General features: G+C 65.2%; 15 protein-coding genes. 7 read left to right on the top strand and 8 right to left on the bottom strand.

The window, feature by feature from the left end:
* Positions 1-22: 22 nt before the first annotated feature.
* Complete coding sequence (locus DIE03_RS04730; protein WP_124447967.1) at positions 23-1,276, top strand: flippase; 1,254 nt, start codon at positions 23-25, stop codon at positions 1,274-1,276.
* Between the two features lie 133 nt (positions 1,277-1,409).
* Here DIE03_RS04730 and DIE03_RS04725 read toward each other — a convergent pair whose 3' ends face one another.
* The gene (locus DIE03_RS04725) at positions 1,410-2,591 is read right to left on the bottom strand and encodes a polysaccharide biosynthesis/export family protein (protein WP_124447965.1); all 1,182 of its coding nucleotides are present in this window, start codon (positions 2,589-2,591) and stop codon (positions 1,410-1,412) included.
* 497 nt (positions 2,592-3,088) lie between these two features.
* Between DIE03_RS04725 and DIE03_RS04720 the strand changes: the two genes are divergently transcribed.
* The 4 genes from DIE03_RS04720 to DIE03_RS04705 all read left to right on the top strand — a co-directional run bounded on the left by DIE03_RS04720 (position 3,089) and on the right by DIE03_RS04705 (position 9,542).
* Positions 3,089-5,404 (top strand): GNVR domain-containing protein, encoded by a 2,316-nt coding sequence (locus tag DIE03_RS04720; RefSeq protein WP_124447963.1) that lies wholly within the window; start codon positions 3,089-3,091, stop codon positions 5,402-5,404.
* 221 nt (positions 5,405-5,625) lie between these two features.
* Positions 5,626-7,050 (top strand): DUF6418 domain-containing protein, encoded by a 1,425-nt coding sequence (locus DIE03_RS04715; protein ID WP_124447961.1) that lies wholly within the window; start codon positions 5,626-5,628, stop codon positions 7,048-7,050.
* A gap of 44 nt (positions 7,051-7,094) precedes the next feature.
* Positions 7,095-8,240 carry an acyltransferase gene (locus tag DIE03_RS04710; protein WP_124447959.1) on the top strand — a complete coding sequence of 382 codons (1,146 nt, stop codon included), beginning with the start codon at positions 7,095-7,097 and terminating at the stop codon, positions 8,238-8,240.
* Positions 8,241-8,276: 36 nt separating this feature from the next.
* The gene (locus DIE03_RS04705) at positions 8,277-9,542 is read left to right on the top strand and encodes a right-handed parallel beta-helix repeat-containing protein (RefSeq protein WP_124447957.1); all 1,266 of its coding nucleotides are present in this window, start codon (positions 8,277-8,279) and stop codon (positions 9,540-9,542) included.
* An 81-nt stretch (positions 9,543-9,623) separates the two neighbouring features.
* Here DIE03_RS04705 and DIE03_RS04700 read toward each other — a convergent pair whose 3' ends face one another.
* Together DIE03_RS04700 and DIE03_RS04695 are read right to left on the bottom strand one after the other, a co-directional pair.
* Positions 9,624-11,144: a mannose-1-phosphate guanylyltransferase/mannose-6-phosphate isomerase gene (locus DIE03_RS04700; RefSeq protein WP_124447955.1), complete on the bottom strand. Its 1,521-nt coding sequence runs from the start codon at positions 11,142-11,144 to the stop codon at positions 9,624-9,626.
* Positions 11,141-11,803: a GNAT family N-acetyltransferase gene (locus tag DIE03_RS04695; protein ID WP_124447953.1), complete on the bottom strand. Its 663-nt coding sequence runs from the start codon at positions 11,801-11,803 to the stop codon at positions 11,141-11,143. Before DIE03_RS04695 ends, DIE03_RS04700 begins: the two co-directional genes overlap by 4 nt.
* A gap of 216 nt (positions 11,804-12,019) precedes the next feature.
* On the opposite strand from DIE03_RS04695, the gene DIE03_RS04690 reads away from it, so the two are divergent.
* Together DIE03_RS04690 and DIE03_RS04680 are read left to right on the top strand one after the other, a co-directional pair.
* Positions 12,020-13,243 carry a glycosyltransferase family 4 protein gene (locus DIE03_RS04690; protein WP_260434795.1) on the top strand — a complete coding sequence of 408 codons (1,224 nt, stop codon included), beginning with the start codon at positions 12,020-12,022 and terminating at the stop codon, positions 13,241-13,243.
* Between the two features lie 690 nt (positions 13,244-13,933).
* Positions 13,934-15,325 (top strand): sigma-54 dependent transcriptional regulator, encoded by a 1,392-nt coding sequence (locus DIE03_RS04680; protein ID WP_185658097.1) that lies wholly within the window; start codon positions 13,934-13,936, stop codon positions 15,323-15,325.
* Between the two features lie 60 nt (positions 15,326-15,385).
* Here DIE03_RS04680 and DIE03_RS04675 read toward each other — a convergent pair whose 3' ends face one another.
* From DIE03_RS04675 to DIE03_RS04655, 5 genes are read right to left on the bottom strand one after another with little or no spacing between them, the layout of a single operon-like run.
* Complete coding sequence (locus DIE03_RS04675) at positions 15,386-17,872, bottom strand: glycoside hydrolase family 2 protein (protein WP_124447947.1); 2,487 nt, start codon at positions 17,870-17,872, stop codon at positions 15,386-15,388.
* Positions 17,869-18,924: a DUF1839 family protein gene (locus DIE03_RS04670; protein WP_124447945.1), complete on the bottom strand. Its 1,056-nt coding sequence runs from the start codon at positions 18,922-18,924 to the stop codon at positions 17,869-17,871. The genes DIE03_RS04675 and DIE03_RS04670 overlap by 4 nt, the downstream gene beginning before the upstream one ends.
* Complete coding sequence (locus DIE03_RS04665; protein WP_124447943.1) at positions 18,921-19,895, bottom strand: amino acid--[acyl-carrier-protein] ligase; 975 nt, start codon at positions 19,893-19,895, stop codon at positions 18,921-18,923. Before DIE03_RS04665 ends, DIE03_RS04670 begins: the two co-directional genes overlap by 4 nt.
* Entirely contained in the window at positions 19,892-21,088 is a 1,197-nt protein-coding gene (locus tag DIE03_RS04660) for an acyl-CoA dehydrogenase family protein (RefSeq protein ID WP_124447941.1), read from the bottom strand. Before DIE03_RS04660 ends, DIE03_RS04665 begins: the two co-directional genes overlap by 4 nt.
* Positions 21,085-21,336, bottom strand: coding sequence for an acyl carrier protein (locus DIE03_RS04655; protein WP_124447939.1), 252 nt, complete (start codon positions 21,334-21,336; stop codon positions 21,085-21,087). Before DIE03_RS04655 ends, DIE03_RS04660 begins: the two co-directional genes overlap by 4 nt.
* Between the last annotated feature and the right edge of the window lie 115 nt (positions 21,337-21,451).

The raw sequence follows: 21,451 nt of genomic DNA, 5'->3' as shown, positions 1-21,451 counted from the left end.
TCCTCTCAGCCCGTAAAGCACGATGACCGCTGTCCGAAAAAATTTTACGTTGTTGTTCGCATTGCAAATCTCGACGTACGTCGTGCCGCTCGTCACGTTGCCGCTGCTGACGCGCGTGCTCGGCCCCCTGCAATACGGGCGGTTGTCGTTCGTGCTGGCGGTGACAACGTATTTCATCAATCTGGCCAATTACAGCTTCGACCTGACCGCAACGCCGCGTGTCGCGCTGGCGGACGGCAGGGTGGAGCGATCACGGATTTTCTGGGCAACGGTGTGTGCCCAGTGGGCGATCACGGTCGCCGGCTTCGCCGTGCTCGTCGCGCTGACCCTGCTCATCCCGCATTTCGCGGCGGAGCGCACGGCGCTGCTGATCGGGTTCGGGATGGCGGTCGGTGCCGCGCTGACGCCGGGCTGGTACTTTCAGGGCATCCAGAAGCTGAGCGTCTACAGCGTCACGGTGGTCGTGTACCGTGCATGCAGTGTCGTTGCCTTCTTCTTGTGGGTGCGCACGCCGGACGATCTCCTGCACGCGGTTGCCATCAACGCGGCGGTGCCGTTGCTGTGCGGAGTGACGTTGCTTGCCTACCTGTTCCTCCGCCGCGAGATCGACAGCGTCCGCGTGCGGTTCGCCGACATCGCCGCCGCGCTCAAAGGCGGCTCGCAGGTGTTTCTGGCATCGACGTCGATCTCGTTCTATGCATCGACCAATACCATCCTGCTGAGCATCGTCTCGGGCAGTGTCGCCGCCGGTTATTTTTCCGCTGGCGACAAGTTGATCCGGGCTGCGGTCGGCCTGCTGCAACCGCTGAGAGCCGCAACCTATCCGCACGTCACGTATCTGATGCATCACGCGCGTGACGACGCGTTTGCATTCCTGCGAAAGCTGATCGTGCTGCAGGGCGCGTTGGTGCTGGCCATGTCGGCAACGATCTACGCATGCGCACCGCTCGTCGTCCGGATCCTGTACGGCAGCTCGTTTGCGCCGACGGTCGGCGTGCTGCGTTGCCTGGCACTGGTGCCGTTCATGGCATGCATGACGGATCTGTTCGGTGTTCAAACCATGCTGCCGATGGGCATGAAGCGCGCCTTCAGCATCATCCTGATCTCGTCCGGTGTGCTGAACGTGACGCTGCTGCCGCCGCTTGCCATGCTGTTCGCGGAGCGCGGCGCGGCGATCGCGGTGTTGCTCGCCGAAACGGCCGTCGCCGTCGCGCTCGCGTATGTCCTCTGTCGTGAGCGGGTCGGTCTGATCAACCTGTCGGCACGTTCGGGCTGAGGCGATTCGTGCGCCGCCGGCGAGGAGGCGGCGATGGAAGCGTGATGCAACGGATTCGCCATCCTTCCGAACGGCAGCCATTGTGCGATGCGAGTCGACAGGCGTCGCCGTTGCCGTCCCTCCGACAAGCCGCTTACTTGGTGATGAGCGCCCCGGTCAACCCCGCGCTGATGGCGGGCAGCAGCAGGTTCAGCACGCGGCTCGCGCGGACCAGCCCGGTGTTGTCGACATACACGATATCCTTCGACGCGAGCGGGAACTGATTCGCGAGCAGCATCGAGACGGGCGACTTCATGTCGAGGTGATAGATGACCGGCTCGCTGTCGGCGGCCTTGCGCAGCACGAAAACCTGTTGGGCGTTCGACGTCTGCTGGTTGAGCTGGCCGGCCTCCGAAAGCGCCGCACTCAATGTGAGCGAGCCATCGCGTTGGGGCGGCACGGCCGTCGGCTTGTTCACTTCTCCCATGACATAGACGGGATTGTCATCGCGCGCACCCACATGCAACAGGTCCCCCGGCTGCAGCATGATGGCGGCGGGACTCTTGCCCGTCTTCATCATCTGCGCGACGTTTACGGGATAAGTCGTGCCGTTGCGACTGATCGTCACGCGACTCTGATCCGCGCTCGGCGCGAAGCCGCCCGCGCGATTGACCGCTTCGACCAGGGTCATCGGAATGTCGTTGATCGCCTGCGAACCGGGGGCGCGCACTTCGCCGTCTACGTACACTTGCTCGGCGCGGAACGATGCGACGCGAACGGTCACTTGCGGTTTGATAAACACTTTCCTGAGTTCGGCATCGAGTTCCCGCTGGACCTGCGCCGAAGTCTTCCCGGCCGCGCGGATCGGCCGCGTCACGTACGGGAACTGCACGTTGCCGTCGCTATCGACCACGAAACCGGGTGCTGCGTCGGACGATTTCGTGTTCTGCGTGGGCTGGCCGACAGCGGCAGCGAATTCGGGGTGATCCCACACCGTGATTTGCAGCACGTCGCCCGGGCCGAGCTTGTAGCCACTCGGCTTGCCGAGCAGATTGCCCGGAATCGGCGACGAGGTGCGCTGCTTCTGCTCCGTGTGAATCTGGTTGATCAGCGTCAGATCGATCTGCTTGACCGGCACCTTCATGTCACTGGTCACGTCGCCATTGTCGGCGGTCGTGACCGGCAATGCAGCCTGGTCTGCCATGTGCTGGCCCGGCGCGAACGCGCACGCCGAAAGCAGGGTGGAAATCGCCACGGACAGCGCGGCGCGCATTCGACGCGCTGCATGGTCGTTCTTTTTCAGCGCGAGCGTATCGAACAGCTGGTGGTTGTTCATGTCGTCATTCAGCATGGTAAACCGGCTGGTCTGCCGGCCGGATATGACCCGTATTTAGAAACAATTCAAATTAATTTAATACTTGCCGTGCCTTCGAGTTTCTGGCGTTTCTCGTCTCGACATCCTGATATCGGCGGTCATGCGTCCGGCTGCGCCATCAAGCCCGCAATTGTCATGGATTGTCGAAAGGGGAAGCGACGGGCACTTAACATAGCACGAGACAGATGGGCAACCGAGAGATTCGCGCCATCAGTGCCTGTTAATGTAAGCCATCGCACTTAGCGCGTCGGGTATTTATCGCATAGTGGCCCGGACAAACAGAATCATTGGGGTTCCTGGGGCAAGGGTTCAGTGGCGCACTTTTTACCGACCTGCAGTCGGATGCAGGGCAGGCGCCCACGATGGCCCGGCCTGGCAAGGGTGTCGCGCGGCACGCGTGACCACGAGCACGCGGCGCCACGAGAAACCTGGCAAGGTGGCAATTTGGGAGTTTATGCATGGCATTGGATAAGCGTTCATCTAATGAGTACCGAGACGGCGCGGGAAATATTTCCCGCGACGCGACTCGCTTTACGCTGACCGAATTGCTGGAAAATGTGTTTTATTATCGAAATGCATTTATTTCTGTTTTTCTGGGGTGCCTGCTGTTGGCGATCGTGTATGCGATGTCGGCGACACCGATTTATTCTGTTGACACATTGATACAGGTCCAGGAAAACAAGCATAGCGCGCTGGGTTCGCTTTCGGAGATTTCGAATGCGCTCGATATTCAGAACTCCGCCGTCATCGGCGAAATCGATATCGCTCGCTCGCGCACGGTCGTCACCCAGGCGATCGAGAAAACCGTCGCGCAGGCGGAAGTTTCAGTCAGTAATCGGATTCCGCTCGTCGGTGGTTTTCTTGGTTCGATCCTGTCGAAGGATGCGGATGGTCTCGTCAAGCCGTTGTTCAATACGCCGTTCTGGGCGTGGGGCGGTGAACGAGTCGAATTCAGCAAATTCGACGTCCCGGATGCACAGCTTGGCAAAAAACTGGAGTTTGATTATCTCGAGGGCAACCGTTTCCTGTTGAAGGACAGCGATGGCCAAACGGTGTTGAAGGGCGTCATCGGCCAGCCGAGCGAAGGCAACGGCTATCGCGTGGAGGTGTCGCGGATCGTGGCGCGCCCCGGTACGGAGTTCCGGGTACGGCGGGTTGCCACGTCCGTTCGACTCGACGCCGTCCTGACCAAGCTGGCCGGCGCTGAAACGAAACGCCAGTCGGGCATCATGCAGCTCAGTCTCGAGGATCCCGATCCTGTGTTTGCCGCGCGGCTGCTCAATGCGATAGCCGCGGCCTATCTGGATATCAACGCGAGACGGCGTTCAGACGACGCGGAACGCAGCCTGGCGTTCCTTGAAGCGCAACTGCCGGCGGTGAAGGCACGGCTGGAGCAGGCGGAGCAGGCGCTGAACACGTTTCGCAACTCGCAAGGTTCGATCGATTCGCAGGGCGACGTCAGGCTGCTCATTGACCAATTGGCGCTGGTGGACAAGTCGCGGCTCGAAGCCAAGCTCGAGTATCAGGACTTGTCGTCCAAATATGTAGCCGGACAGCCTCAGATCGCGGCCGTGGTCAACAAGCTGAAGACGCTCGATCAGCAGGCGGCCGAATTGAAAAGCAAGGTGGCGCACTTGCCGTCGCAGCAGCAGACCTATTTGCGTCTGGCGCGAGACGTCGAAGTCAATAACCAGCTCTATGTCGGCTTGCTGAACAACACGCAGCAGTTGCAGATCGCGAAAGCGGGCACGGTCGGTAATGCATCGATCATCGACAAGGCCGATGTGAGCGACAAGCCGATTCGGCCGAAGCGCATGCTCGTGATCGTGCTGGGTGCAGTGGTCGGGCTGATATTGGGCGTTGCCGTGGCACAAGGCTTTGCATTGTTTTTCAGGCGTGTTCGTGATCCGAAGTATCTGGAAGCGATGGCCGGCGTGCCGATGCTCGGTGTACTACCGTCGTCGCCGCGGCAGATCGAGGCCGACCCGAGCGACAGGTCGGCTTTCATGGCGGTGAGCGAGCACCCGGATACGCCGCTCGCCGAGGCGATGGCGAATCTGGCCATGCTGTTGCGTTGCAGGATGAGCGCGGATCGGGGCAAGGCGACGACTGTCCTGATGACGTCGCCCGAACCGGGGCAGGGCAAGTCGATGATCTCCGCCAATATTGCTGGTCTGTTTGCGGCCAGCGGCCTGAAGACCCTGCTTGTGCGCGCCGATGCGGGCCAAGGGAGCATCGACCGACGCGTGCCGGCGAAATACGAGAAGGGTTTGTCGGATGTGCTGAAAGGCTCGATCGATCTCAGGAAGGCGATCGCGCGCGTTCAGGAAAATCTCGACATGCTGTCTGCCGGAAAACAGGTCGATCGCGTGCCGAACCTGTACGGCACCGAGAAGCTGGGGGCGCTGCTCGCCTCGCTGCGCGGCGAATATGACGTGATCATCGTGGATGCGCCGCCGGTTCGTCCGGCAGCATACGTCGCCATGTTGTCGAGGTTCGCCGACATCACGTTGATGGTGGCGCGTCAAGGTTCGGTCAGCTACGTCGATGTGGCGGACGCGATCGAGAACCTGAACAAGGTCGGTGCGAACGTGGATGGCCTGGTGTTTAACGGCTTCGCGCTTTCACCGTTGCGCCACGGCTATTACGCGAACGGGAACCGACACGCGAAGGAAACCCGGGCGCAGGCCGATCCTCGCTACGTCGCATCCGATACGTTGTGGTTCAGGGCATGGACGCGCGTAAGAAAGGAACTGCTCAGAAACGTTGCGTGATGTTGAGCAGAGCGGAGCGCAGAAAATGAATTATCGGATCATGGCGAAACGAACACCTCAAGTCGATACGGATACGGCACGAGCCACGCCGTTCGTCGGGTCATGGTTGATCCGGCCTTCCCGGACGCGGTTTGCCATGGTCCTGAGCGCCCGTGATGATCAGCCATGCGCCGCCGGGTACGGGTGCATGACGGATGGCGCGAATTTCGGGTTGCGGCACGATGGATAGAACGACGGGAGCATTGGGCGGCACGGGAGGCTTTGTTTCCGCGAACAGCTTGATCGGGTTGACGCTGTTCACGCTCGCATTGCTGTTCAACGCGGTGATGCCGGCGCTCGGCATGAAGGAGTCGAGCGCCTTGTGCACGTTTCTGCTGGCAACACTGGGGCTCGTCGCCCTGGTCAAATCGCGCCCGGTGTTTGCCATTTCGATGCTTTACGTACTGGCGATCGGCATGACCGCATTCCTTGCAGGCGTGGGATTGGAGGACGGCGGCTATCTGACGGAAACCGACGTCATCGGTGACGCGACAGGGGCGTTCAGCCGGCTCCTTTCGTTCTATCTGATTTTCGTCGTCTGTGCGTTCGTTGCCTTCGATCGGTTTCTGGACGAACGCCCGGCGCGCGAGCCGATCAAGGCACGGATCACGTTTCAACCGATCAGTATCGTGATCGGGTTCGGGCTCGCGGCCACGATCATCGCGATCGGCGTGATCGCGGGTCTGACGTCCGGGTTCTCGTTGTTTTCCGGCATCAATCGATACGCGCTGCGGAATGATTCATCGAACGGGACGATGTTCAACCTGTTCCTGAACAATCAGTCCTTCATGGGTTTTCTGCTGGGCACCATTGCCACCAGTCCCGACAAGCGCATCCGAGCGGCGGCGATCCTGACGATGGCTGTCGACCTGGCGCTCAACGTGATGCATGGCGAGCAATTCATGGCAGTGCTGCACATCGGGTTGTGCTCGCTGGCGCCGTTCATTTCGATTCATGCGATGAACGGCAAGCCGGTTGTCCGCTTTCTGGGTATCGGTGCGGGACTGGCGCTGTTGCTGGGTGCCGTTTCCATTGTGTACTCCTACCGCGGGCAGGGGCTCGAAGTTGCCGACATGCTTTCGTCGCGCTTTCTGCTTCAGGGCCAGCCGTGGTACGTGGTCGACAACGATGCACACCTGTTCACGGCGCCGAGGCTGGGTGGCACGGACGCCTTCTGGCGCTTCGTGAACTCGCTCGGTTCCTGGACCATGCCGACATTTTTCGACGATTCCGAACCGAGCGGCTTGCGTGACTTGATGAAGTCGTACACCGAGCCGAGCGTGCTCAGGGCCTACATGTTCGACGACGTGACCTTCACGATGGGGAACATGGCCGTGCCCGTGTACTGGTTCGGCTATGCCGGAGGCGCTCTCTTCATCGCGATGACCGGCCTGGTGTACGGCGCGCTCGGTGCGCTGCAGATTCTGGTGGCGATGCGCGGCGGGGTCGTGATGCTATGGCTGATGGCGAAGGTCTTTTCATATGCAACCTTCGCCGTTCAGCAAGGTGAATACTGGATGATGTTCGGCTCGCGTACGGCTTTTTATGCAGTTCTCGCACTCGCCTGGTGGTACTGGGTCGATGCGAGGCATTCGGATCCCAAATGAACCCGGCCAGCCGCCTTGTGCCTTGAGTCTTCACCATTCCAGTCATGTCAAACGCGATGAGTTCCGAGCGGTTTCAGCATATCGACGCCATGCGTGCCGTTGCGGTGATACTGGTCATATGGACGCACTATGCAGAACGGTTCGTCCCTCTTGCCGGTTCACAGCAGGTGCTGGACACGCTGCAGCGCTCCGTGAATTTCGGAAGAATCGGGGTGGTCATTTTCTTCGCGATCAGCGGCATGCTGATTCCAACCAGCCTGCACGGCGAGATCGGCGCGGGCACGAAGCGGTTCCTCGTTCGTCGATTTCTTCGACTGTATCCGGCCTATTGGCTGGCGCTGCCCGCAGGGTATTTTGTTCATTGGTATTTGTTCGATAAAACGATGGACCTGCGTGGCATTCTGGCAAATGTGACCATGATCCCGGTTGCCTTTGGGGAAAGCCTGATCCTGCCGCATGGCTGGACGCTGGAAACGGAGTTGTATTTTTACGGGTTGTGCCTGATTTTGTTCTGGTGCGGGGCGCTTCACCGGATGCTCCACCTGTGCCTGGTCACTGTCGGGTTATGCGGATTGTTCGTGTTGACGCTCAAATTGCACCTGTTCCCGGCTGATCTTCTCAGTCAGTACAAGACCATGCCATATCATCTTGGCATCATGTTCTGGGGCGCATGCTTTCGCCAGGCGTACGACAACCCCACGCGACTGCTGCATGTCGGACTGGCCAGAGGCGGTGCGCTGTCTCGGCTCTCCGTCACTTACCGGGCGGCGGTCGCTTATGCAACGGTGCCGGTCGTCGGCGTTGCGCTGGCGGGGGCCATCGATGATTGGCGGCATCACAACACGTTTCACCTTCCGATTTCGCTTGCCTACATGATCGGCATCGCGACGTTCGCGATGCTCGCGACCGTGCTGAAGCTTCGCATCCGCCTGCTGTCATGGATCGGCAAGATCAGTTACTCGGTGTACCTGTTGCACAGTCTTCCGCTGTTTGCGGCGTACTGGCTGTGTCAGCGTTTCCACATCGCCGGATGGCCGCTCGGTCTTTACATGATCGTACCGATGGTGCCTTTGATCCCGTTGTCGTGGGCCGGCTACCGACTGTGTGAAGCACCGTTCGTGAAGCTTGCGCGTACGCTCACGTCGCGTCGGGGGCGTGGTGTGCTCGCGTCCGGCGATGCGACCGGCTGATGCGTGCGCCGGGTTGCTCCCTGGAAGTGATTCGATATGCACAGATCGCCGTGCCTGTGTCGCGTATGCGCCGGTATCGCCGGCATGATGATGGCTGGCTGCCTGGCGTGGCCGGGGTTCGCCGCGGCAGTATCCGGCACTTCCGGAACGAGTGCGATTCACGTGGATCTACCGGCTGCGTACGTTCATCCCGACCCCGATGCAGCCGATCAGGCGGACGAACTGCAGCGGGCGCTGGACGTGCTGCAGCCGGGCCAGCGGCTGGTGTTCATGCCGGGACGGTATGTCGTCGGCCGTTCGCTGGTCGTGCGGCAGCGGCATGTCGTGCTGTCGGGTGTCGGCGCGACGCTGATTGCGACCGTTCCCGGCAATCAGACGATCGAGATGCGGGGCGACGGGTCGACGCTCGCCGGGTTTCATCTCACGGGAACCGGCGCGACGCGTCTCGACACGCCGGAATCGACCAAGGTCGAGGTGACGGGGCGTGACGTGCAGGTGCTCGACAACGTCATCGACGGCGGCGCCAGCGCGGGCATATTCGTGTTCGGCGGAGCGGACGTCGCGATCGTCGGCAACCAGGTGCTGTCGACACTCGCCGACGGCATTCACATCACGCACGGCGCGCGCAATGTACTGGTTCAGGGCAATGTCGTCCGCGGGGCCGGCGACGACATGATCGCCGTGGTGAGCTACCTGGCCGACGGGGCGCTGACGCGCAACGTGCTGATTACCGGCAACGTGCTCGAAGGCAACACGTGGGGGCGCGGGATCACGGTGGTCGGCGGCGCGGAGGTGACGATCTCGAACAACACCGTGCGTGACGTGCAGGTGAGTGCGGGGATCCTCGTTGCGCAGGAAGACAGCTACCGGACCTACGGCGTGTCCGACGTCCGGGTCGAGCACAACGTGGTATCGGCCATCCAGACCGCGGCCGGCCGGACCGACCCGCGTCCGCTCACTCAGCAGGCCGCGATCGAGGTCAGCACGTGGTCGGGCTCGGTGACGCGCGTGGCCGTGATCGGCAACCGTGTGTCGCACGCGCGGTTCGACGGCATTCGCTTGTGGGGAAACGTGTCGGGCGTCCAGCTCGTGGACAATTCCTTGTCGGAGGTCCACGGCATGACGGTGCGAGTCGGCCCCCGGCAGGATTGCGCCGCCGTCGACGCGAAAGCCGGGCCGTGCGCGGCCGTGCTCCAATCGCGGTCAGTCGCACCGGACGTGGTGGGTGCGGGTGTCTCGTCGTTGCCGCAGGTACGCGAATTCGTCAGGCAGTCCGGCCGGTCGCGGCGCGATATCGACTGAAGGCGAGACGCGCCGGTCGTTCGATATCGCCATCGCGGTGTTCGCGCGCACGGCGGGCCGGGCGCACGGTATCCCGCACCGCTATGCCTGCTGCAAAGGCAGTGCCTCGACCTCGCGCCCGTACTGATCGTCGAAGCGCACGATATCGTCTTCGCCGAGATAGTTGCCCGATTGCACCTCGATGATCTCCAGCGGAATCCGGCCGGGATTCTCGAGACGATGGACTTCGCCGACCGCGATATACGTCGACTCGTTCTCGCTGAGCAGGAAGGTTTCGTTGCCGCGCGTCACCTTCGCGGTGCCGCGCACGACGATCCAGTGCTCGGCCCGGTGATAGTGCATCTGCAGCGACAGCCGCTTGCCCGGCTCGACGACGATCCGCTTCACCTGGAACCGCTCGCCGAGATCGATCGAATCGTAATGGCCCCACGGACGCTGCACCTTGCGGTGCTCGCTCGCCTGCGGTCGCCGGTCGCTTTTCAGGCGCGCGACGATGTTCTTCACGCGCTGCACGTCGTGCTTGTTCGCGACGAGCACCGCGTCGGGCGTCTCGATCACGACGACATCCTTCATCCCGACGCACGCGATGAGGCGGCCTTCCGAACGCACCAGGCTGTCCTGCGTGTCCTCGAACACGATCGGGCCGCGCGCGACGTTGCCGTGATCGTCCTTCGGCATGATTTCCCAGATCGCATCCCACGTGCCGACGTCCGACCAGCCGGCCGACAGCGGCACCACGATGCCTTCGATGCCGAGATCGCTGCTGTCGGCGAGGCGCTCCATGACCGCGTAGTCGATCGAGTCGGAAGGGCAGGCGTCGAAGGCCGCCGCATCGATCCGGAAGAACGGGTCCTCGGCAACGCCCGCGCGCCATGCCGACTCGCAGGCCGCATGAATCTCGGGCGCCAGTGCGCGAATCGCCTTGAGCCAGACCGATGCGCGCGTGACGAAAATGCCGCTGTTCCACCAGTAATCGCCCGACTGCAGGTAGCGCTCGGCGAGCGCGGCGTCGGGTTTCTCGACGAAGCGTCCGATCGAATAGCCGCCTTGTCCGCCGTGGCGGCTCGTACGCGGCTCGCCGACCCGGATATAGCCGTAGCCCGTTTCCGCGCGGCGCGGCAGCACGCCGAGCGTGACGATCGCGCCTTCCTGCGCGTAACGTGCCGCGCGGGCGATCGCGTCCTGGAACGCGCCGACGTCGGCGATCACGTGGTCGGCCGGCATCACTGCGAGCACGGGGTCGTCCTCGAGCACGCTGGCATCGAGCGCGGCGAGCGTGAGCGCCGGTGCGGTGTTGCGCGCGGCCGGTTCGAGCAGGATGCGCGCGGGCGCCGCGCGGTCGACCACTTGCGCGGCGCTCATGAAGCGATGCTGTTCGCCGCAAACCAGCAACAGCGTGTCGCCCAGCGCGGCGTTCGCGATGCCGTTCAGGCGCCGCGCGGTCGCGGACAGCGGCGATTCGTTCGACGTCAGCTCGATCAGCTGCTTCGGATACTGTTCGCGCGACAGCGGCCAGAGACGCGTGCCGGAACCGCCGGCGAGGATGACCGGCAGGATGCGCGGCAGGTCGGGTTCGGGAACCGGGCGTAGGGTGCGGGTCATCGGTTGGCTCCGGTATCGGCGGGCAGCCGGTTGTGTACGCGTGCGTCGGCGCGTGCGTCTTCATTTCGCGAGCGGGCCGTCGAAACGGTCCGGGACAGCAGCTGGCGCAGCGCGCCGGCGGCGCGGTCGGCCGGCCGGATCATGCCGACGAACGGCGCGCCCTGCTCGAGATACGGTCCGTATGCCTTGCGGAATCCGAAACGTTTGTAGAACGCCTGGCGCGGCTCGGGGACGTGCATGCGCAGCGCGGCGTCGGGCCATGCGGCCAGCGCGGCGGTCAATGCACGTTCGAGCAGGTGCTCGAGCGTATCGCCGTCGCGGCACGCTTCGCTCGTCAGTACCTTGTCGATCACGACGTCCGGGTCGATGTCGTCGCCGGGCAGGATCCGCGCGTAGGCCGCGACTTCCGCCGTATCGCCGTCGCGCGTGGTTGCATAGACGTGCAATGCGCCTGCGTCCTTGCCGTCGATGTCGAGATGGGTATGCGCATCCTCGACGACCAGCACGGCGTTGCGCGCGCGCAGGATTGCATAGAGATCGACGGCGCTCAGATGTTCGAATTCACAACAATGCCATTCCATGATGCGGTCCTCGTGTGAAACCTTCAGCACGCCATGCCGCACGGACGCATTCGTCCTGTGCGGTGCGGCGATGATCATGATGCGGATGCCGTGCGCGCCGGTCTGTTCGAAAGCGCACTCACGCTCCGGTTTGTGGGCCTGCGCGCGGTGCGACGGTCGCGGTGCACCGACAACGGCGCAATGTGCGGTAGCACACAACGGCCGCGCCGGTGCTTCCCGATAATTGGCACCGCATGGTGGCCGCGTTGCGCGGCTCACTCATATCGAACGTCAATGAAGAATCGGGAGCGGTACTTGAAGATTGCGATCGTTCACGACTGGCTGGTCGTGCCTGGCGGCGCCGAGCGCGTGCTGGCCCACATGATCGACTGCTTTCCGCAGGCCGATGTCTACAGCCTCGTCGATTTCCTCGAGGATCGTGACTGCCTGCGCGGCCGGGCGGTGCGCACGTCCTTCATCCAGAAGCTGCCGTTCGCGCGCACGCGCTACCGCAGCTACCTGCCGTTGTTTCCGCTTGCGATCGAACAGTTCGACCTGTCGGCATACGATGTCGTGCTGTCGAGCTCGTATGCGGTCGCGAAGGGCGTGCTGAGCGGCCCGGACCAGTTCCACGCCAGCTACGTGCATTCGCCGGTGCGCTATGCCTGGGACCTGCAGCACCAGTACCTGAACGAAGCCGGGCTCGCACGCGGGCCGAAATCGGCGATCGCGCGGGCGCTGCTGCATTACATCCGCAACTGGGATGCGCGCTCGGCGAACGGCGTTGATCGTGTGGCCGCGAATTCGAACTTCATCGCACGCCGGATCCGCAAGACTTACCGGCGCGATGCGACGGTGATCTATCCGCCGGTCGATGTCGACCACCTGTCGCTGCGCCCGGACAAGGAAGCGTTCTACCTGACTGCATCGCGGCTCGTGCCGTACAAGCGGATCGACCTGATCGTCGACGCGTTCTCGCGTACGCCCGAACGCCGCCTCGTCGTGATCGGGGACGGACCGGAGATGGCGAAGATCCGCGCGCTGGCCGGGCCGAACGTCACACTGCTCGGCTACCAGCCGTTCGACGTGCTGCACGACCACCTGCAGCGTGCGCGCGCATTCGTGTTCGCGGCGGAAGAGGATTTCGGCATTTCGCCGGTCGAAGCACAGGCGTGCGGCACGCCCGTGATCGCGTACGGGAAGGGCGGCGTGCGCGAATCGGTGCGCGCATGGCCGGCCGCCGGTGCAACGGGCCTGTTCTATCGCGCGCAGACGGTCGACGCGCTGCTCGACGCGCTGGCCCGTTTCGAAGCGCTGCCGCGCGGGTCGATCGATCCGCACGCGTGTCGCGCGAACGCCGAACGCTTTGGTTCGGCGCGCTTTCGGGACGAGTTCACCCGCTTCGTGATGGACGGCTATGCCGCGTTGCAGGAGGAGATGGCCGGTCCCGCCGGCTTTACACCGGACGACGAGGCGCCGGCCGCAGACGGCATGCGCGATCGGCCGGTCCGGCAGGGCCGGGCGGCGCTGCGAACCTGACCGGTATTCGCGCCGGTTGATTACGGCGTGTAACGGTCGGACGGCCGGCATGCCGTCCCAAGACGGTGCAGCCGGCCGGCGGCGCGCCCGATTATGCGGCGCGCGGCATGCGGTGCCGGTCTTTTTCCCGGATTTCGGTGAAAATTGCACGCAATCGATCGTGGTTATCTTGCGGAAAAGTAGTATTTGCCACTGATTGACGGGAATGCTCGGTGATAATCAAATCTCAGTGGCCAAACATGTGTCGCGCGCACCGACGGGCTGCGTAACCGGTTGATTCAGGATTATCTTTTGGTAACAAGACCATCTCGAAACGGGGTGTAAATTCAAGAACGGATGAAATGCGGCGGTCAATCTGCGAGCAGGTTGACCGCCGTTCGGTTCGGCATCGGGCGCGACTGTCGTGTACGACGCGACGCACATGCGGACGGATGTTCCGTTTGCCGACGTGCCCCGCCTGACGGCGGGTCGCTTCAAAGCCGGAATGTCGTGGCTCCCGCAGCCGCGCGTTCCGTTCGAGTTCGATGACAACGAGGCCGGATGACATCCGGCTCGACCTCCGGGGGTTCTCGCCGTGTGCAGATTCGATCTTCGCCAAGGCTGCGGCAACGCAGCGCGGAAAGGCGGCCATGCGCCACCGGCCGCAGCGCACGCGAACGGGGCGCGGAGTGGAGAAAGTGATGGTTCGTTATGAATATGCCAATAACGCGCGATAAGAGCGCCGGCGCGGAGAGCGGTAACGGGCAGCGTCCGCTGATTTACTGGACGCAGTCGCCGTCCGTGATGCTGCGAAAGGAACTGTCGCGCCGCGACTGGAAAGTGTCGGTCGTCGCGCATGCGAACGAGTTGCGCGACACGTCCGGCGAAATCACCTGCGGCATTCTCGATCTCAGCGGCGGCCATGCCGATGCGATCGGCAGCATCGCGTCGACCTGCGCGTCGATGCGCGACGTCGTGTGGGTCGCGCTCGTCGACGTCGGCCAGACCGCGTCGCCGAACGTGCGTGCGCTGTTGCGCGACTATTGCTTCGACTACGTCACGTTGCCCGCGTCGCATCAGCGGATCGCCGATACGGTCGGCCATGCGTATGGCATGGAATGCCTGTTCGCACGCGACCGCGAACAGCTCGAATCGGAGGAGAAGGGCATCGTCGGCACGTGCAGCGCGATGCTGCGGCTGTTCGATACGGTGCGGCGGTTCGCGCGCACCGACGCACCGGTATTCGTGTTCGGCGAAACGGGCACCGGCAAGGAACTGACGGCCGTCGCGATCCATCGCCATTCGGAGCGGCGCAGCGGCCCGTTTGTCGCGGTCAACTGCGGCGCGATTCCGCCGCACCTGCTGCAATCCGAGTTGTTCGGCTACGAGCGCGGCGCATTTACCGGCGCGAACGCGCGCAAGATCGGCTACGTCGAAGCCGCGAACGGCGGCACGCTGCTGCTCGACGAAATCGGCGACCTGCCGCACGAGAGCCAGGCGAGCCTGCTGCGGTTTCTGCAGGAACGCTCGATTCATCGTCTCGGCGGCAGCGATCCGGTGCCCGTCGATGTCCGGATCGTGTCGGCCACGCACGTCGACCTGCGCGACGCGATGGAGGAAGGCCGTTTTCGTGCCGACCTGTTCCACCGTCTGTGCGTGATGCGCATCGACCAGCCGCCGCTGCGGGCACGCGGCAAGGACATCGAACTGCTCGCGCACCACATGCTCGAGCGTTTCCGCGGCGACGCGCGCCATCGCGTGCGCGGGTTCTCGACCGATGCGATTACTGCACTGTACAAGCACGACTGGCCGGGCAATGTCCGCGAGCTGATCAACCGCGTGCGCCGTGCGGTCGTGATGACGGAAGGGCGCCTGATCACCGCGCGCGATCTCGAACTCGAATACTGCCTCGATGCGGCGTCGCCGTCGGTGGCCGACATCCGCAAGTCGATCGAGCGCGAGGCGATCGAAACCGCGTTGCTGCGCACGCGCGGCCGCGTCGCGGCGTCCGCGCGCGAGCTGGGCGTGTCGCGCGCGACGCTGTATCGCTGGATGGAGGCGTACGGCATCGAGCGGCCGCGCGGCACGGGTTCATCCGACTGAGCGACTGGATCGAGACTGGGTGGAACACGCTCGCGGCCTGAAGCGGCCGCGAGCGTCACGTCAATCGGCCTGCGTGGCGCGCACCGCGCGCGCGGCATTCACTGCACGGATGTCCACCACCGGCGGCACGTTGGCGTCGGTCGCCGGGTTGTTGCCGGAGGCGGTCAACGGAACGAGCGCGACACGCGCCGGCGTGCCGGGCGCGAGGTGGAACCAGTCGTCGCGCGGCACGAAGCCCGGCGCGTCGATCTGCACGTGGCGCGCGACGTGCCGCGTGTCGATGTCGACGTGCCACGTGTTACCGGCGCGCGACACGCACGCCTCGATCCCGAGTTCGCGGCGCGCCAGCACGGCCGGATGCGTGCGGCACGGGAAATGGAACGCCTGCGACAACAGCGTGCCGTCGTCGGCGCGCAATGTCGCGACGACGGTGTCGTGTTCGCAGGGCCCGAAGCGGTACGCATAGGTCCAGTCGAAGAAGCGGCCGAGCAGGTCGCCCGATCCGATCCGTATCGCGTCGTGCGCGGCGATCCGCACCGGGCAACCGGCCCGCGCGACCGGCGTGCGGCCGTCGCGCAGCGCGACCAGCTCGACCGCCGCCGACAGCGGCACCGGGCGTTCGTTGACCACGTGCACGTCGAGCCCGTTCAGGCCTTCGTCGACGAGCAGCACCTGGACCGGCTGCAGCACCTGGCGCAGCGCGTACCACGCCGATTTCGGCCGGTGCGCGGCGTCGATCATCCCCCATCCGGCACCGGGCATCACGTCCTGGAACTGCCATACGAGCGCACCGGCGCAGCGCGAGCCGCTACGACGCCATTCGGAGAACGTCTCGCGCATCAGGTCCGCGATCGCCGCACGCGACAGCTCGAAGTAGCGGGCCGGATCCTCGCGCCGCAGCCGGTCGGGCGCGACGTCGTACAGCGTCTGCAGATAGTGGTCGCGGATATCCTCGAAATCCCACGACGTGCCGGGGTCGCGCGGCACGGCGGCTTTCCAGCGCGGCTCATGCACGCCGGGCCAGCCGAGCGCCGCGAGCGTCGCATCGCACGGCAGGTTCGCGAATGCGAGGCATTCGCTCGCGAAACGCACATCCGCGCGCCGCGCGTCGTCGAGCGGACGCAGGTACGCGCCGACGCCGTAGTAGTGCGACACGCGTTCGCGCGGCGTGAACGGCAGCACGCCGCCGTCGGGCGAATCGGGTACGTACGGCACGTCGGGGCGGCGCGCGGCCGCATGGCCGGCCAGCCGCTCGGCCGTCAGCTCGAGGAAGCGCTGCTTCGGCCCGAGCCCCGACATCGCGGCCTGTTGCGCGATCTCGCTCCCGCCGCACAGCACCGCAAGCGAAGGCGAGGCGCCGAGGCGTGCAAGCAACTGATCGGCTTCGCGATCGATGTCGTCGGCGAACGCGGGATCGTCGAGCGCGTAGTCGAAGTTCGCGAACATGAAGTCCTGCCAGACCAGCAGTCCGAGCCGGTCGCACCACGCGTGGAACGCGTCGGACTCGTAGGTCATCGTGCCGCCGACGCGGACCATGTTGAAGCCGGCGTCGCGTGCGAGCCCGAGCAGGCGGCCGTAGGTCGTGTCGTCCGCGTGCAGCGCGAGCGGGGCGGCGCTGCTCCAGCAGGCGCCGCGCGCGAACACCGGTACGCCGTTGATGCGCAATCCGAAACCCTTGCCGTCGGCGCCGCCGTCGACCTCGATCGTGCGGAAGCCGGTCGAGCCGAGCGGCCGCCGTTCGTCGCCGATATGCAGCGTGATCTCGTAGAGTGCGGGCTCGCCGTGCGTATGCGGCCACCAGCGGCGCACGTTGGGGACCGCGACGCTCGCGCGCAGCCGGTCGGCGCCGGCGCGTTCGAGCGTCGCTTGATGTTCTCCGCATGAAAGCCGCGCGGCGAGGTTCGCGGGCAGCGGCGCGGCGAACGTCAGTTCCGCGTCGAGCCAGCCCGTGTCGCCTTCGACGCGCGCCTGCAGGCGGGATTCGGCCAGGACGGGGCCGTCGGCCGGATCGAGCACGTCGACCGGCCGCCACGGGCCGGCCGGGACGTAAGGCGGGAACCAGCCCGGCATGTGTCCGAACAGCGACGAGCGGACCGTGCGCAGCGCGGCCGGCTCGGCGAGCCGCGTACGCCAGCGCGCCCGCCGCGGCGCGCGCGCGTCGCGCAGGTGCGGCGCGAGCGCACGGAAGCAGAGCGTCAACCGGTGCGTGCCGTCGAGCGAGACGGGCACGTCGTGCGCGACGAACATGCTGTCGGAGCGGAGGATCGGCGTGTCGTCGAGCCAGGCTTGCGCGAGCGTCGCGAGGCCGTGGAAGCGCAGCACGCGCGGCCCGTGCCCGCGCAGTGCGATCGTGTACCAGTGGTCGCGCTCGTCGAGCGACGGCGCGTCGCCGAGCCGGCCGGCCAGCGCGAGCGCCTGCGCAACCGTGCCGGGCACGGGCGCCGCGATCCAGCCGCCGTCATCGGCCGGAAGGTCGCGCGGTTCCCGTACGGCGCCTGCGGCCGTCGCGAGCATCGACCACGCGGGCAGGGCGCGCGCGCGCGTCACCGCATGGCCGGCACTGGCGCCGCGTCGCTGCGCGCCGGCGCGACATGCCGCAGCGGCGAGCCGATCTGCCGCGCGCAGGCGACGAGGTCGGCATACGCGGCCTCGATCGCCTCGAGCGTCGAGTCGCCGCGTTCTTCCTTGCCGCGCGCACAGGCACGCGCGAGCCGGAATTCCAGCACCATCGCTTCGGACGCGATGCGATCGCACGCGGCGCGGATCTCGGCGAACGGCCCGACGCAGCCGCTGGCCTGCAGCCAGCGCGCGTAATGGCCGAACAATTCGAAATTCGCGCCGAGCTGCCGCACCGAATTGAACGAGTACGCATGGAAGTGCTCGAGCGGCGCATCGGCGAGGGTGCGCGCGTCGATCTGCAACTGCCGCCGGAAGGCGGCGATCGGATTGACGACCGGCAGGCGCCGCAGGTGACGCTGCAGCGCGGCGAGCGACGCGTCGCAAAGTGCGCGCTCGTCGAGCGGCGTAAACCGCCGCTTCGCGCATTCGACATACGGCGGCAGCGTCATCGGCGAACTGCCGCCGACGAGCCCGTTGTAGTCGAAATCCTCGGCCACGTAGTAGCCGCTGTTGTGGAAATAGCCGATCTGGTGCTTCACGCGGTCGATGGCGTCGATGCCGATCGTCGTCTTCGTGTGTTGCGTGCGGTAGCTGCTGCCGCGCGTGTCGGGCAGGAACCACGCGTCGACCTCGACGATCATCAGGTGGCCGCGCGCGACCTGCGTCTCGATGTGCCGGTCGAGCGGCTCGTAGATCGAGTGTTCCTGCACGACGATCCCGTAGAGCCGCTCCAGTTCGTCGTGCGGAAACTTGAAGAAGGTGAACTGGTCGCCCTCGAAATCGAGCGCGATCGTAAACGGCAGCGCCGCGTACGGATTCAGGCCCCACCAGCGGAGCACCTCGAGCCACATGTCGACGTAGCAGTTGGTCTGCTTCCAGACCATCTCCTGACTGTGCAGCGGGTGCGGCCGGTAGTGGCGTGCGCGGTGGCGCACCTCCTCGAACGACGCGTCTTCACCGTCGCGAGAGACGAATCTCATCGCGTGCCCCACAGTACGTCGCGCACGGCTTGCGGCCACGCATCGATGTCGAAGCCGTGATGGCGGAACAGCGCGAGCGTGAGCCGTTCGAGGCCGAAGCCGACGCAGCCGGTGTGCGCGACGTCGTCCGTCGCGGTGCGGATGTTCCACAGCAGGCCGAAATGGTCCATGTGGTAGTTGAAGCTCAGGCATGCGGTCTGGCGGCCGTCGTGCTCGATCGGGATCAGCAGCTCGAACTTCAGGTTCTGCTCGCGCTGGCTGTTCGCGACGATCTTGCCGCCGCGCCCGAAGAACGGATCGTTCGCGAGATCGATCGCATTCGGCAGGTGCAACGCCTCGATCATCCGCGTGCCGCGCTCGATCCACGTTTCGCGGAACGCGACGATCTGTTCGGGCGTGCCGATCCGCACGTACTCGCGCATCCTGAACAGCTGCATGCGGGTCGGGTCGAGCGACGGCTCGTGACGGAAGCAGTACGAGAACACGTCGACGATCCGGCCGTCGGCGGGCAGCGCGCCCGCGCGTGCGACGACCGGATAGACGGGGTAGCACGCGGCCGGCGTCATCACCACGTAGGTCGGCTTCTGGCTTTCGGTCCAGTCGTCGCCGCGATCGAGGCATTGCAGCACGCGCTGGTGCTGGCGTTCGTCGCCGCAGAACGCATGCACGCTGCCGGCGAGTTGCGGGAAGCTCTTCATGTATTCGCTGCGCTCGAACTCGGTGCGGCTCATCGCCGGCGGGAAGCGCAGCACTTCGGCCTGCTGGTCGGCACCGAGCCGCGTGACGAATGCGTCGAGCGCTTCGACCACGCGCTCGAATCGCTCGCTGCGGCCGAACAGGCCCTGGATGCCGGTCGAGACCAGCAGGCCCGCGTCGATCAGTTCGTCGCGCAGCGGGTTGACGCCTGCGCGGTCGAGCGGCGCGTCGGCGGGAGGGGAGGCGGCGGAGGGCACGGCGAGGCGGTCGTTCACGAATGTTTCTCCAGCGTGGCAGGACGCAGCGCGAGCAGCAGGCTCGCAGTATTGGCGGCAATGCGGTCGTTGCTGATCATCAGCGGCGCCGCGAGCAGGTCGCGCAGGTGGCGGCCGATGCTGAACGGCGTGCCTTGCTTGTAGCCGGCCATCCCGCAGATCATCATCGCCTGGTGCGCGACTTCGAGCGCGGTCGTCGACACGTAGGTCTTCAGCGTGTTGATTTCGGCGGCCCGGGCCATGCCGGCCGACCACGAGCTCGACGACGCGTTCGCATGGAGGCGCAGCACGGCGTCGACACGGGCCTGCATCGCCTGCATCAGCGCGAGCGATTCGGCGATGCGTCGCGCCGCGGGCGACGGTGCGCCGTCGGTCTGGCGTGCCTGTGCGCGGAAAAACTGGTGCGCGCGATGAAACGCGTCGCCGGCCACGCCGATCCATACCGCGGCCCACAGGATGTGCGAGACCGGCACCATCGTTTCTTCGGCGATCTTCGCGAACGGCACCGGCAGGCACTGGACGGCGGCGCCTTGCGCATCGAGCACGAAACCGTTGCTGCAGGTGCCGCGCATCCCGAGCGTGTCCCATTCGCCGCGACGCGTGAGCGTGTAGCCGTCGCGCAGCAGCGTGACGAGCACCTGCTCGGAAGCCGGTGCGTCGGCGTCGCGCCGCGCGGTCGCGAGGATGCCGTCCGCGTAGTCGCCGTACGAGATCGTCGGCGCGGATTTGCGCAGCCGGAACCCGCCGCCGTCGGTTTCGAGCGCGCACTGGCTCGCGCGCAGGTTGCCGCCGACGCCGTCTTCCGACGTGGCCGACGCGAGCAGCCACTGGTGGCGCACGAGCTGCTGCAGGAACAGCTTGTGCCAGCCCTGGTCGGCGGCATGGTCGACGATGCAGGCGACCTGGATCTGGTGCATCGCGAACACCATGGCCGACGACGCGCAGGCCTGGCCGAGGATCGAGCAGGCCGACGCGATGTCTTCCAGCGACGCGCCCGCGCCGCCGAGATGCGTCGGCACCATCGCGCCGAGCAGCCGGCGCGCGCGCATCGCCTCGATCGCCTCGACGGGGCAGCGCGCGTCGCGATCGACCGCATCCGCATGCTGAGCGGCGATCTGTGCGACGGCGAGCGCGGCCTCGTCGAGCCGATGCGATTCGCTGTCGGCCGCGAGTTCGGGAAGCAGCGCGCTCATGCGGAGTGCTCGGTGCGTTGCAGTGTGGCGATCGTGGCCGCGAGTGCGTCGATGCTGCGGAACAGGTTGCGGTTCAGCATCTCGTCGGGAATCTCGATGTCGAACTGCTTCTCGATCGCGAGCATCAGCTGGATCGTGTCGAGCGAGGAGAGGCCCGCTTCGTAGAGGTCGTCCCCGTCACCGATCGAATCGATCGCGGCTTCGAGGTGGGCGACGTGCTTGAGGATGGTTCTGATTTCGTTTTTCACGTGCTGCTCCGGCGTGCGTGGTGTCGTCCGCTCGGGCAGACGCGCGATGTGCGCTGACGTCCCCCCGGCAGTCCGGCATCAGTAGACCATTGGCAGGCACGGCGTTCTGTTCGCC

The sequence above is a fragment of the Burkholderia sp. Bp8992 genome (assembly GCF_003853705.1).
Classification (GTDB): domain Bacteria; phylum Pseudomonadota; class Gammaproteobacteria; order Burkholderiales; family Burkholderiaceae; genus Burkholderia.
The sequence above is the reverse complement of the archived record's forward strand: the minus strand, read 5'-3'. Positions and strand labels throughout refer to the sequence as shown.

Bases quoted from the DNA above. Each gene is read 5' to 3' on its own strand.
- DIE03_RS04730 (WP_124447967.1), top strand. From the start codon at position 23: ATGACCGCTGTCCGAAAAAATTTTACGTTGTTGTTCGCATTGCAAATC.
- DIE03_RS04725 (WP_124447965.1), bottom strand. From the start codon at position 2,591: ATGAACAACCACCAGCTGTTCGATACGCTCGCGCTGAAAAAGAACGAC.
- DIE03_RS04720 (WP_124447963.1), top strand. From the start codon at position 3,089: ATGGCATTGGATAAGCGTTCATCTAATGAGTACCGAGACGGCGCGGGA.
- DIE03_RS04715 (WP_124447961.1), top strand. From the start codon at position 5,626: ATGGATAGAACGACGGGAGCATTGGGCGGCACGGGAGGCTTTGTTTCC.
- DIE03_RS04710 (WP_124447959.1), top strand. From the start codon at position 7,095: ATGTCAAACGCGATGAGTTCCGAGCGGTTTCAGCATATCGACGCCATG.
- DIE03_RS04705 (WP_124447957.1), top strand. From the start codon at position 8,277: ATGCACAGATCGCCGTGCCTGTGTCGCGTATGCGCCGGTATCGCCGGC.
- DIE03_RS04700 (WP_124447955.1), bottom strand. From the start codon at position 11,144: ATGACCCGCACCCTACGCCCGGTTCCCGAACCCGACCTGCCGCGCATC.
- DIE03_RS04695 (WP_124447953.1), bottom strand. From the start codon at position 11,803: ATGATCATCGCCGCACCGCACAGGACGAATGCGTCCGTGCGGCATGGC.
- DIE03_RS04680 (WP_185658097.1), top strand. From the start codon at position 13,934: ATGAATATGCCAATAACGCGCGATAAGAGCGCCGGCGCGGAGAGCGGT.
- DIE03_RS04670 (WP_124447945.1), bottom strand. From the start codon at position 18,924: ATGAGATTCGTCTCTCGCGACGGTGAAGACGCGTCGTTCGAGGAGGTG.
- DIE03_RS04660 (WP_124447941.1), bottom strand. From the start codon at position 21,088: ATGAGCGCGCTGCTTCCCGAACTCGCGGCCGACAGCGAATCGCATCGG.